10 protein-coding genes are annotated in these 13160 nt (G+C 62.0%); 9 read left to right on the forward strand and 1 reads right to left on the reverse strand.

Annotated elements, in window-relative coordinates:
- The first annotated feature begins 11 nt into the window (after positions 1–11).
- The 7 genes from LPA36_RS19760 to LPA36_RS19790 all read left to right on the forward strand — a co-directional run bounded on the left by LPA36_RS19760 (position 12) and on the right by LPA36_RS19790 (position 10383).
- A complete protein-coding gene (locus tag LPA36_RS19760; protein WP_324250954.1) occupies positions 12–1835 on the forward strand; it encodes a DUF1302 domain-containing protein in 1824 nt (607 codons plus the stop codon).
- 85 nt (positions 1836–1920) lie between these two features.
- The gene (locus tag LPA36_RS19765) at positions 1921–4284 is read left to right on the forward strand and encodes an efflux RND transporter permease subunit (protein ID WP_228880327.1); all 2364 of its coding nucleotides are present in this window, start codon (positions 1921–1923) and stop codon (positions 4282–4284) included.
- Positions 4285–4293: 9 nt separating this feature from the next.
- Positions 4294–5304 (forward strand): YCF48-related protein, encoded by a 1011-nt coding sequence (locus tag LPA36_RS19770; protein WP_228880329.1) that lies wholly within the window; start codon positions 4294–4296, stop codon positions 5302–5304.
- 16 nt (positions 5305–5320) lie between these two features.
- Entirely contained in the window at positions 5321–6799 is a 1479-nt protein-coding gene (gene styD, locus LPA36_RS19775) for a phenylacetaldehyde dehydrogenase StyD (protein WP_228880333.1), read from the forward strand.
- A gap of 25 nt (positions 6800–6824) precedes the next feature.
- Complete coding sequence (locus LPA36_RS19780) at positions 6825–8015, forward strand: MFS transporter (RefSeq protein WP_228880334.1); 1191 nt, start codon at positions 6825–6827, stop codon at positions 8013–8015.
- Positions 8016–8051: 36 nt separating this feature from the next.
- Positions 8052–9335: an aminotransferase class III-fold pyridoxal phosphate-dependent enzyme gene (locus tag LPA36_RS19785; RefSeq protein ID WP_228880337.1), complete on the forward strand. Its 1284-nt coding sequence runs from the start codon at positions 8052–8054 to the stop codon at positions 9333–9335.
- 10 nt (positions 9336–9345) lie between these two features.
- The gene (locus LPA36_RS19790) at positions 9346–10383 is read left to right on the forward strand and encodes a phosphotransferase enzyme family protein (RefSeq protein WP_228880339.1); all 1038 of its coding nucleotides are present in this window, start codon (positions 9346–9348) and stop codon (positions 10381–10383) included.
- 30 nt (positions 10384–10413) lie between these two features.
- Here the strand turns inward: LPA36_RS19790 and LPA36_RS19795 are convergent, their stop codons facing one another.
- Complete coding sequence (locus tag LPA36_RS19795; RefSeq protein ID WP_228880342.1) at positions 10414–11199, reverse strand: helix-turn-helix domain-containing protein; 786 nt, start codon at positions 11197–11199, stop codon at positions 10414–10416.
- Positions 11200–11205: 6 nt separating this feature from the next.
- Between LPA36_RS19795 and LPA36_RS19800 the strand changes: the two genes are divergently transcribed.
- Entirely contained in the window at positions 11206–11439 is a 234-nt protein-coding gene (locus LPA36_RS19800) for a hypothetical protein (RefSeq protein WP_228880345.1), read from the forward strand.
- A gap of 354 nt (positions 11440–11793) precedes the next feature.
- Complete coding sequence (glmU, locus tag LPA36_RS19805; RefSeq protein ID WP_228880346.1) at positions 11794–13155, forward strand: bifunctional UDP-N-acetylglucosamine diphosphorylase/glucosamine-1-phosphate N-acetyltransferase GlmU; 1362 nt, start codon at positions 11794–11796, stop codon at positions 13153–13155.
- The last annotated feature ends 5 nt before the right edge of the window (positions 13156–13160 follow it).

Below are 13160 nucleotides of genomic sequence, written 5' to 3' on the forward strand. Positions count from 1 at the left end.
GGGAAAATGCAATGACGAGACTGGCTTCAAGAAGCGTTCTATCATTAGGTATGCTAATGGCGTCAGCGAGCGCATATGCATACGACTTTTCGCTGTCTGATGGAACGATCAACGGTTCATGGGTCACGAACCTGACGGCGGGCGGCGGTGTCCGTACCAAGAGCCCGAGCTGTTCACTGACGGGCGACCCGAACTCGAACGGTTGTGGTGCGGCAGCGAACGTGAACCAGTGGGGTTTCGGCGACATGGGCGACCTGAACTACCGCAAGGGTCAGGCGTTCTCCACGTACGTCAGCGCCACCAGCGAACTGCTGCTGGCGATGCCGGACAAGGGCCTCAAGTTCCTCGCGCGCGGTACCGCGTTCTACGATTTTCTCGCGCCGGATACGGCACGCACCTCGCTTGCAAGCGACGCCAAGGCGCAGCTCGCGCAAGACGCGTATCTGCTCGATCTCTGGGCGCAAAAGGATTTCCGCCTTGGCGACCAGTCGGCGCACGTGCGACTGGGTAACCAGGTGATCAACTGGGGCGAAAGCGTATTTGCGACGGGCGGTATCAATGCAACCAATTCGGTCGATATCCAGAAGCTGCTGATTCCCGGCTCGCAATTGAAGCAGGCGCTGCTGCCCGCGCCGATGATCAGCTTCGCGTCTGGCATCGCGTCGGGTCTGAGCACCGAGGCTTACTACCAGTTCCAGTGGAACGGTAACCGCTATCCGCCGGTCGGCAGCTACTGGTCGGTGACGAACAACTTTGGCCGCGGCGCGCTGCCCACCACGATCAACAGCAACAACTTCAACGTCGGTGGCGTGGATGCCGGCACGATCGCCGGTCCGAATTCGAAAGATACGAATGCCGTCAACGCGGCAAGCAATGGTCTTGTGAATGGCGTCTACGCGGGACCGCCGTACAACTCGATCGGCGTGCCGATTTCGGTGGCGCTGCCGGACAAGTCGCATCCGCAATTCGGCGTGAAGTTCAACTACAAGCCGAAAGCGGTCGACGTCAATCTCGGCTTCTACTACGAGAACTACACCGACAAGTCACCGGTGCTCTCGACACTCCCCGATGGCACGAACCGCTGGCAGTATCTGCAGAACCGTCAGCTGTTCGGCGTGAGCGCGAACTTCTCGCTGGGTGACTGGGCAATCGGCACGGAACTCTCGTACCGCCCGCACGACGCCGTTTCGCTGTCCAGCTGCTACAACCCGGGTGGTCCACTCGACCTGAACACGAATGGCGTGGCGGGCGTGCAGTGCAACCAGTGGATGGACACGAAGAAGTTCCAGTACGACATCAACGGTCTCTTGAGCCTCACGCAGAGCGAGTACCCGTTCCTCAAGCTGATCAAGGCCGATCAGGCTTTGCTGACCGCGGAACTGACGTGGATCTACTACCCAGGTCTTTCGTCGAATGGGACGATCACGCGTTCGGTGGGCGGCACGAACGTCATGCAGGCGCCGGCAGCGGGCTATTTCCCGTGGCTCAACAACGGCTCAAGCCTTGGTTATCCGATTGCCGAATCGAAGGGCACGTCGAACTCCGTCGGTGCCACGCTCGACTTCAACTGGACGTATGACGGCACGGTAATTCCGGGCTGGCAACTGACGCCGGGGATCACGTACACGCAGGCGCTCTACGGCTATACGCCGACGATGACCGGCAACTATCTGCAGGGCGCGAAGTCGGCGAACTTCTACGTGCTCTTCAACCAGAACCCGACGAAATGGCAGGCAGGTCTTAACTACACGATGTTCTGGGGCGGTCACGAAACCGTCGGGCAGCCATTCGCAGACCGTAACTTTGTCGGCTTCTTTGCGACACGCAATTTCTGATCTTTACATCGCAATACAGGCGCGTGCCTTCAGGCATTTCAGGCACGCGTGTTTATGGCAAGTCGCGGCATAGAAGGGGCGCAACGTGTTGAACCGGCTGGTTGGAAAGCTCGAGACAGTGTTCTTTGGGCATCGTGCGATCACGCTTGGCGTCATCGCTGTCTTTACGGTGGTGATGGCGTTCTTTGCGCTGCAGTTGCGTATGGACGCGGGTTTCGAAAAGCAGATCCCGATCGGGCACGAATACATCAAGACGTTCCGGCAATACCGTGACGTGCTCTTTGGCGCAAACCGCATTACGGTTGTCGTCAAGGCGCGCAAGGGAACGATCTGGTCGCAGGAGGGCTTAAGCCGCCTGTATCAGGTCACGCAGGCCGTGAGCTATCTGCCGAACGTGGACCGTGGCGGCGTGCAGTCGCTGTGGACGCCGAATTCGTTCGTCAACGAAATCACCGAAGACGGCTTTCGCGCCGACCCGCTGATCGACGGCACAATCACGCCGGAAAAACTCACGACGCAGAATATCGAGGCGATCCGGCAGTCGACCTCGGTGGGCGGCTATGTCGGCGTGCTGGTGTCGCGCGACCAGACGAGTGCGATGGTGACGGCCGAACTCAATGAGCGGGATGCGAACGGCAATGCGCTCGACTACGTCGCGTTCAACCGAATTCTTGAGGAGAAGTTGCGCAAGGCGTATGAAGACGGCAACTTCCAGGTGCAGATTATCGGTTTCGCGAAGCAGGTCGGTGACATCGCCGACGGCGCGTCCGGCGTGCTCGTGTTCTGTGCGCTCGCGCTCGTGCTGACGGCAGGCGCCGTGTACTGGTACAGCCAGTCGCTGCGCTTCACGATCCTGCCAATTGCCTGTTCGCTGACGTCGCTCGTATGGCAGTTCGGCACGTTGCGTCTGCTTGGCTTCGGCCTCGATCCGCTTGGCGTGCTGGTGCCGTTCCTCGTGTTCGCTATTGGCGTCTCTCACGGTATCCAGCAGATCAACTACATCGTGCGTGAACTGTCGCACGGCCGTAGTTCGCTCGAAGCCGCACGTCACAGCTTTAGCGGCCTGTTGATTCCTGGAACGCTCGCGCTTGTGACAGCACTCGTGTCGTTCATCACGCTGCTGCTGATTCCGATTCCGATGGTGCGCGAACTGGCGATCACCGCGTCGCTTGGCGTCGGCTACAAGATCGTGACGAATCTGGTGATGCTGCCGGTCGTCGCTTCGTGCCTGCAATTCACGAAATCTTACGCAGATCGTGCGCTCGCCACACGCGAGCGTCGTGCGCGCTGGCTCAGGACGCTTGCACGCGTCGCCGAGCCGCGCAATGCCGTTATCACGCTTGCGATCACGGCTGTGGTGTTTGGCATTGCGGTATGGCAAAGCCGCGACCGCGTCGTCGGAACGTTGCAACCCGGCGCGCCCGAACTGCGTGCGGATTCGCGCTTCAATCAGGATGCGGTTGCGATCGCATCGAGTTACGACGTGGGGCTTGACTGGCTGACGGTCGTATTCGAGGCGTCGAAGTCGTCGGACTGTACGGACCCACGTATTGGTCTCTTTGAAGACGAATTCGTGTCGTCGATGGGACGTGTGCCTGGTGTGATCTCGGTGGGTTCCTACGCGCAGATGTTGCGCACGTATAGCGAAGGCTATAACGAAGGCAGTCCGAAGATGTCCGTGATTCCGATCGATCCGACGAACTACGCCGCGCTGAGCGCCGAAATCAATCGCGTGCACGGCTACATGACCAAAGACTGCGCGATGACGGCGGTGCATCTGTTCCTTGCTGATCACAAGGCATCGACGATCAATCGCGTGATCGATGCCGTCAAGGCGTATCGCGCGGCGCATCGTCTTGACGGCCTGACGATTCGCCTCGCCGCTGGCAACGCAGGCGTGCTGGCCGCGACGAATGATGAAGTCGCAAGCAGCGAACTGCCGATGATGCTCTATGTGTACGCCGCGATCATCGTGCTCGTGCTGCTCGCGTATCGCGACTTCCGCGCAATGATCGCGTGCTGTCTGCCGCTGACCGTGGCCACGTTCATCGGCTACTGGTTCATGAAAGAACTGCAGATCGGCCTCACGGTCGCGACGTTACCGGTGATGGTGCTGGCCGTCGGCATCGGCGTGGACTACGCGTTCTACATCTATAACCGCCTGCAGTTCCATCTGGCGAACGATGTGCCCATCGTCAAGGCGGTCGAGCAGTCGATTCTGGAAGTGGGTGTTGCCACGATCTTCACCGCGATCACGCTGGCTGTCGGCGTCGCGACGTGGAGCTTCTCGGCGCTCAAGTTCCAGGCCGACATGGGCAAGTTGCTGGCGTTCATGTTCATCGTGAATCTGGTGATGGCCATGACCGCGCTGCCGGCGCTCGCCGTGCTGCTCGCGCGACTCTTCCCGCGGCGCAAGGCAGTCAGGCGTTCCAGCTTCTTCAGCCACTAGGACACCATCATGAAAGTACATATGAGCCTGAAGAAGGTCACTCATATTGCACAGGCAGCGTGTCTCGTCGCGACGCTGCAAATGACAGGCAATGCCTGTGCGCAATCACAGCCGCAGGGCGCGTCGGGCGAAACGCAACTGAAGCTGCACGCAGCCGACGTGCGCGCGGACGCGACGCGTTCGATGCTGCTTGGCGCGACGCGTGCGGGTAGCCGCATTGTTGCTGTCGGTGAGCACGGCATCGTGTTGCTGTCCGACGACAACGGCGCGACCTTTCGTCAGGCAAAGCGCGTGCCGGCAAATTCAACGCTGACGTCCGTGACGTTTGTCGACGCACAGCACGGCTGGGCCGCCGGCCACTGGGGCGTCGTGGTGAAAACCGACGACGCCGGCGAAACGTGGACCCTGCAGCGCTCCGATACCACTGTCGATCAGCCTCTTTTCTCGATTGCGTTTCGCGATACGCGACACGGCTGGGCCGTCGGCTTGTGGTCGCTCCTTCTCACGACCGACGACGGCGGCGCGACGTGGACCACCCGCAAGCTCGACGAGAGCGCCGGCATCGGCAAGAGCGGGCTGAACCTGTACTCGGTATTTGCAGGTGCGCAGCAGGACGTCTACATCGCAGCCGAGCAGGGCACGGTGATGAAGTCGACCGATAACGGAGCGACCTGGCAGGCCACGCACACCGGCTACAAAGGCACGTTGTGGAGCGGCACCGTATCGCCAGACAACGTCATTTACGTCGGCGGTTTGCGTGGAAACATGTTCGAAAGCCGCGACGGCGGCACATCGTGGGCTGCATTGAAAACCGGCGTCAGCGGCTCGGTGACGGACCTCGTTGCGACGCCGCAAGGCATCGCAGGCGTCGCGCTGGACGGCTTCGTGATGCTGCTCAAGCCGGGGCAAACCACGTTCACGGTGAACCGGCTCGCCGGGCGTGATGCGCTCACCGCACTCGTTATGACGGGCGAAGGTTCGCCCGTACTGTTCTCTAAAGATGGCGTGATCGCCAGATAACAAGCCAGGAGCTGACATGCAAGTGAAGGAATTGCTCGCGAACATTCGCACGAAGATGTTCGTCGGAGGCCGGTTCGTCGATGCTCATAGTGGCAAGACGTTCGCCGTTTTCAACCCGGCGACCGGCGCGGAAATCGCGCAGGTGCCGGAAGGCGACGCGGAAGATGTCGCCGGCGCGATTGCGAGCGCGCGCACCGCGTTCGAGTCGAATGAATGGCGACGCATGGCGCCCGCTACGCGCGAGCGTCTGCTGCTCAAGCTGGCTGATCTGATCGAGCAGCACGGCGACGAACTGGCCGCGCTCGAAACGCTGAACCAGGGCAAGCAGTTCGGCTTCGCAAAGATGCTCGAAGTAGGCGGCAGCGCGCAATGGCTGCGATATATGGCCGGCTGGGCAACGAAGATCGAAGGCAGCACGCTTGATCTCTCGATCGGCTTTCCGCCTGGCGTTCAATATCAGGGCTCGACGCGACGCGTGCCGGTCGGCGTGGTCGCCGCGATTGTGCCGTGGAATTTTCCGCTGCTGATGGCCGTGTGGAAGATCGCGCCGGCGCTGGCATGTGGCTGCACCGTGGTGCTCAAGCCTGCCGAAGAAACCCCGCTAACCGCAATCCGCCTCGCCGAACTCGCGTTCGAAGCAGGCTTCCCGGCAGGCGTGCTGAACGTCGTCACGGGACAGGGCGAAACGGCGGGCGCGGCGCTCGTGCGTCATCCGGATATCGACAAGGTGACGTTCACGGGTTCGACCGAAGTCGGCCGCATTATCGGCGCGCAGTGCGGGCGCGATATCCGTCGCGTTTCGCTGGAACTGGGCGGCAAGAGCCCGGTGATCGTGCTCGACGACTGCGATCCGCGCAAGGCGATCGAAGGTGCGGCTAACGCGATCTTCTTCAATCACGGCCAGGTGTGCACAGCGGGTTCGCGGCTTTATCTGCCGCGCTCGAAGTTCAGCGAAATTGTTGGCGGCGTGGCGGCGATTGCCGACAGCCTCGTACTCGGTTCGGGCTTCGAGGAAACCACGCAGATGGGTCCGCTCGTATCCGCACGTCATCGCGACAAGGTCGCGGGCATGATCGCCGAAGGCCGTGCGCAAGGGGGGGAGATCGTCGCCGGTGGCCGCGCGTTCGACGGCGAAGGCTTCTTTGTCCGGCCGACCGTCGTGGCGAATGAAAGGCGCAAGCCGCTTTCGCTCGTCAATGAGGAAGTGTTCGGCCCGGTGCTCGTCGCGATGCCTTACGACGATATCGATGAAGCCGTGCACGCCGCGAATACCAGCGAGTACGGACTCGGTGCGAGCGTGTGGACGAACCAGCTCGACAGTGCCTTGCGCCTGACGGATCGCATCGAGGCGGGCACCGTGTGGGTCAACACGCACAACATGCTCGATCCGGCGATGCCGTTCGGCGGCTTCAAGTCGTCGGGCGTCGGCCGCGAACACGGCCGCGCAATCATCGACGCCTACACCGAGACGAAATCGATCTGCTTCGCCTACTAACGCAGTTTTCCTCATCAGGAAAATCATGAACACCACACACCTCGCGGCACCGGATGAAAGCGCATCGTCAGACGATGGCGCACATTCGCGCGGCCGCCTCTGGGTTGCGATTCTGGCCGGCGTAGTCGGGCCGGAAGTCTTCATCGTGCAGCCCGCAGTTGTCCAGGGCTTTGTGCAGTACCTGGGTTTCGACGCGCAAAGCGCGGGCTACGCGGCGTCGATCGAGGTGTGGGGTATCGCGTTCAGCACAATCCTTCTGTCGTTCTTCGCGCGACATCTGAACTGGCGGACCGTCATCGTCGTTTCGATTGCGCTGATGGCGGCCGGCAATGCGGGTTCGGCAATCGTTGCGGATCGCAACGTGTTCCTGCTGCTAAGACTTCTAGTGGGGATTGGCGCCGGTAGCCTGGTGTCGCTTAGCTTCGCGATTGTCGGACTTACGAAGAATCCCGACAGGAACTTCGGCTACATGATCATGTGGGTGCTGATCTACGGCGCGCTCGGCTTGTGGGCCGTGCCGACCGCGTTCGCGATCGGCGGCATGAAGTTGATGCTGTATTTCTTCGCCGTGTTTCCGATGCTCGTGCTGCCGTTCGTGCGGTTTCTGCCGCGCGGCGGCGACAGCGCCGTGACTGCCGATGCAAACGCGGTCGAACTTTCGCTGCCGATGAAATCGATGGCGCTCTCGGCCATGCTGTTTTACTTCATGGCGCAAGGCGCGGTGTGGGCCTATCTCTTTCTGATCGGCACAGCCGACGGCCTGACCGATCAGGAAGTCGCCAACGCGTTGACGATCTCGCAGTTTGCGGGCGTGGCCGGTGCGTGGTTCGCGGGCGCGTTTGGTTCGCGCGTCGGACGTATTCGCGCGCTGACGCTCGGCATTCTCGGCGGATCGCTGTGCCTGCTGCTGCTTGCCGCGCACGCTTCGTACGTCGTGTTCGCGGTGGTCGTGTGCATCTACAACTTCTTCTGGAACATGACGCACCCGACGCTTCTGTCGGCGATGGCAGGTTTCGACCGGCGCGGGCGCATCGTGCTCGGCGCAACCGCGATGCAGATGATCGGCCTTGCAATCGGCCCGGCACTCGCCGCTTCTCTGCTGGGCGACGGTCACTACGCCAACGTCATCTGGATCGGCGTCGCGCTCTTCGTGCTGAGCTGGTTTGCCATCTGCGTGCCGGTCTTCCGCCACGTCGCCATGCTGCGCCGCGCCTGATGCGCCGGCGCGCACCCAACGAAAGGACCTATCTCCATGCTTGACGAAGCACTTCTTCAACGCCGCTTCAACGTGCTCGGAAAACATTCGCCGCTCTTCTATGAGAAGCCGCTGCATCTGGTGCGCGGTGAAGGCGTGTGGCTTTACGACGCCGACGGCAACCGTTATCTCGACGCGTACAACAACGTGCCGCACGTGGGGCATTGCCATCCGCGCGTCCTGGACGCAATTGTCCGTCAGGCGAGCCAGTTGAATACGAGTACGCGCTATCTGCACGAGAACGTCGTGGAATACGGCGAGCGGCTCGTGTCGAAGTTCGACGCGTCGCTTTCGATGGCGATGTTCTGCTGCACCGGCAGTGAAGCGAACGAACTCGCACTGCGCATTGCACGCGAAACGACCGGCAATATGGGCATGATCTGCACGTCGCATTCGTATCATGGCAATACGGCTGCGGTGGTTCAGGTGAGTTCGTTCCTGTCGACGCCTGAACAGCGGGGCCGTTATGTGCGCACGATTCCGGTCATCGATCCCTGGCGCGACCGTGCTGGCCGCGACGACGAAGCGCTCGCAATCGAATACGCGGAACAGATCCAGAAAGCCATCGACGATTTCCACGCCGATGGTGTCGGCGTCGCGGGCCTGCTGCTGTGCACCGGGCTTTCGTGCGAAGGCCTGCCGGATTTTCCGGCCGGCTACATCGCACGCGCGGTCGAGAAAGTGCGACGCGCGGGCGGCGTGTTCATCGCCGATGAGGTGCAGGGCGGGTTTGGCCGCTTCGGCAAGCATTTCTGGGGGCATGAGCGGCTTGGCGTGACACCGGACATCGTCACGATGGGCAAGCCCATGGGCAACGGTCATCCGCTCGCGGGCGTGGTTGCGCGCCGCGAGCTGGTCGAAGACTTCACCGATCGCAATCCGATGTACTTCAATACATTTGCCGGCAATCCGGTGTCGTGCGCGGCGGGCATGGCGGTGCTCGATGTAATCGCGGACGAACAGTTGCAGGAGAACGCGGAGACGGTCGGCAACTACGTGCTGGAGAGTCTGAGAGCGCTCCAACGCCGTCATACGGTGATTGGCGACGTGCGCGGCAGCGGCCTTTTCTTTGCTGTCGAGCTGGTCAGCGATCGCAACAGCAAGGCGCCCGACGGCGCGCTCGCCAAACGCGTCGTGAACGGGATGCGCGAGCGCAACGTGCTGATCAGCCGCATCGGCATTCACGACAACATCCTGAAGATCCGCCCGCCGATGCCGTTCTCGCGGGCGAACGCAGGCCAGCTGATCGAAACGCTCGATCACGTTCTAGCCGCGCTCTGAGGACCGTCCGATGACCACGACACAATCCGCCGCAGCAGAAGACGTCGGCGCGCTGCACGATCTCGCCACACTTGCGCTTGAGCAGTGGCGCCTCGACCCCATCGCCATCGAGCCGCTGAAAATTCGCGAAAACGCGGTATTTCGCGTCGATCTGCGCGATGGCGGGCGCGTCGTGCTGCGTATTCACCGCGCGGGTTATCACGGCGACGACGCGCTTCACGCCGAGTTTCACTGGATGGACGCGCTCGCCGCGTCAGGAATCGAAGTGCCCCGTGTGGTGAATTCGAAGCAGGGGCGACCGTTCGAAAGCGTCAGCAGCGTCGGCGTTCCGGAAGGTCGTCAGATCGACGTGCTCGAATGGGTCGACGGCCAGCAGCTGGGTGCGCTCGAATCCGGCCTCACGGGCGCAAGCGAAGACATCGCGTCGCGCTATCGCACGCTTGGCGGCATCGCCGCACGCATGCACAACCATACGAGCCAGTGGAGTGCGCCCGCAGGCTTCGTGCGTCACAGCTGGTGTGAGGAAGGGTTGGCGGGTGCGCAACCGCTCTGGGGACGCTTCTGGGAACTGGAGCAGCTGAGCGCCGCGCAACGCGCAATGTTCGAGCGCGCACGCGATGCGGTGTGGCAAGACCTGAGCGCATTCGGCAAGACGCGCGAGCAGTTCGGGCTGATTCACGCGGATCTCGTACCGGAAAACGTGCTGGTCGACGGCGAGCGCCTGCGGGTCATCGATTTCGACGACGCCGGGTTCGGCTGGCATCTGTTCGATATCGCGACGTCGCTTTACTTCATCCGCAACGACCCCGGTTTTGACGTCGCGCTCGATGCATTCGTGGAAGGTTACCGCGCGTGCCGTCCGCTCGCAGACGCCGATCTGCGGCGTCTGCCGCTCTTCATGGCTGCGCGCAGCACGACGTATCTGGGCTGGGTGCACAACCGCAAGGAGACGGAAACCGCAAAGGAACTCACACCGTTGCTGATCGATTACGCGTGCAGCGCCGTCGATGAATATCTGACGGGCAGGGCAGCAATGGCACTGGCCTGAGCCGCACGACGAAGGACGGGCGTTGCCCGTCTACTTCATGCGGATGTCGGATGGCATCGTGCCGAAGAGATCGCGATAGTCCTGCGTGAAATGGCCGGAATGGAAGAAACCCCAGCGCTGCGCCGCATCCCGCACCGTCATTTCGTTGCGCCGCGAGTTACGCAGCAATTCACGCACGAAGTTGAGCCGGATGGCGCGCATGTATTCCACGGGCGATTTGCCCGTGACAAGCCGGAAACTGGTTTGCACCGTTCTGCGGCTGATGCGCAGGATCTCGCACAATTGCTGCACCGTCACCGGCTCCTGAGGGCGCGCTGCGATCATGTCGTGCGCACGGGCCACGACGTCGCTGTGCGACATCCACGTGATATCGGCTCTCGCATCGCAGCGTTCGTCCTCGAGCAGCACGTCGATGAGTTCGAGCAGTTCGGCGGCGATGCGTCGCTCGGCAAGCGCCTGGTCCTCGATCGCGGCGAGCGATGCGGCTTCTTCCGTGAAGGTGCGCCACATTTCGACCACGCGTTGACGTGCAGAGGGTGCGAGCGCAACGACCTGCGTGTTCGACGCGAGCCGCCGGTGTACACGCGAGGCAAGGCACGGGTTCTGTTCGAGTTGCTTCAGCTTGACTTCGATGCCGAGAATCTCGACGCCGTCGGGGGAATGCAGCAGAAACTCGCGGTTCGCGCGCGCAAGAATCATCGAATCGGTCGTGACGGCGCGGCCGGAAAACGTCAGCGGCGAGGGCGAGTCGAGCACGATGCCGAGCGCGAGTGCGTCGTCCGGCGTGCAGCCCTGCTGCACAACGCGGCGGTTCACCGATTCATGAAACAGATGGAAGCCGTCGATACTGAGCTGCTGGAGCGTGCTGTGAAACTGCCCGCAATCCATCTGGAAGTAGCGTTGATCCCAGCCTGCAAGAAACGCCGCGTGCTCTCCGACATCCGTAAAAGTGTGATCGTTAATTTGCATGGCGCGAACCACCTGGGGATTGCCGGAGACGAAAAACCTGCGTTGCAGGCTGTAAAAGCATTAACCGACCGCTGGGTCGGCGAATGAGGATGCGAGTATAGGCGACCACCCACGGTGCCGCCAACGCGGGTTGACCCGAGGTTCTGCCCTCCAGTGAGCCGGCTTGCGACACGTGCAGTTCTCCTCGCTCAATGTCTGGACTGTGGAGAAGGCGTCAACGGCTCGTCACATGTCGAGCGTACGGAATACTGGCTGGAAAAAAAATTCACGCGAGTGACAAAAACGCGGCGGTATTCACCAGGCCGGCTAAAGAAATCACCAGGTGCGTCACGCTGGTGGGTTTTGCGCTACAGTTGCGGCCGCGCCGGGCGGGCGGCGTCTTCGATAGTGGGACACGCGTGCTAACATTGACGGCTTCCAACTCGACCCCTCGTCGGCGCCATGAATATTGTCATTTTGGCGGCAGGCACCGGTAAGCGCATGCGTTCCGCGCTGCCCAAGGTACTGCATCCACTGGCCGGCCGGCCGCTTCTGTCCCATGTCATCGATACCGCCCGTACGCTTGATCCGACCCGACTCGTCGTCGTGATCGGTCATGGCGCGGAAGCCGTTCGCAGCGCCGTCGCCGCGCCCGATGTGCAGTTTGCCGTGCAGGAGCAGCAGCTCGGCACCGGGCACGCCGTGCAGCAGGCGCTGCCGCTCCTCGATCCTTCCGTGCCCACGCTCGTGTTGTATGGCGACGTGCCGCTCACGCGCGCCAGCACATTGAAGCGCCTGACCGACCGCGCGGGCCACGGCGGCTACGGCGTGCTCACCGTGACGCTCGAGGATCCCACGGGCTACGGCCGCATCGTGCGCAATGCGAACGGCAAGGTGCTGCGCATCGTCGAACAGAAAGATGCGACGCCCGAACAGCTGAAGATCGCGGAAATCAACACCGGCATCATCGTCACGCCGACGCAGCAGCTCACGCGCTGGCTCGCATCGCTGAAGAACGACAACGCGCAAGGCGAGTATTACCTCACCGATGTGGTCGAACTTGCGATCGAGGGCGGTCTCGATGTTGTGACCGCGCAGCCTGACGAAGAGTGGGAAACGCTGGGCGTCAACAGCAAGCAGCAGCTTGCGGAACTCGAACGCATCCATCAGGGCAACGTGGCCGAAGCTCTGCTCGTGGCGGGTGTCACGCTGGCCGATCCGGCGCGTATCGATGTGCGCGGCACGCTGGAGTGCGGTCGCGACGTGTCCATCGACGTGAATTGCGTGTTCGAAGGTACCGTTACGCTAGGCGACAACGTAACGGTCGCGGCGAACTGCGTGATCCGCAACGCGACGATTGGCGTGGGCACGCGCGTCGACGCATTCACGCATATCGAAGGCGCGGACGTCGGCGCGAACGTCGTGCTGGGTCCGTATGCACGTCTGCGCCCAGGCGCGACGCTGAAGGACGAATCGCACGTCGGCAACTTCGTCGAAGTGAAGAATGCGGTGCTCGGCCATGGCTCGAAAGCGAACCATCTCACGTATATCGGCGACGCCGATATCGGCGCGCGCGTGAACATCGGTGCGGGCACGATCACGTGCAATTACGACGGCGCGAACAAATCCCGCACGATCATCGAAGACGACGTGTTCGTCGGTTCCGATACGCAGCTTGTCGCACCGGTGCGCGTCGGACGCGGCGTGACGATCGCGGCGGGCACGACAGTATGGAAGGACGTCGAGGAGAATCTCCTCGTGCTGAACGAGAAGACGCAGGTCGGCAAGACCGGCTACGTTCGTCCGGTCAAGAAGAAAGGCTGACGGGA

The sequence above is a fragment of the Paraburkholderia saeva genome (assembly GCF_907164555.1).
Taxonomy (GTDB): Bacteria; Pseudomonadota; Gammaproteobacteria; order Burkholderiales; family Burkholderiaceae; genus Paraburkholderia; species Paraburkholderia saeva.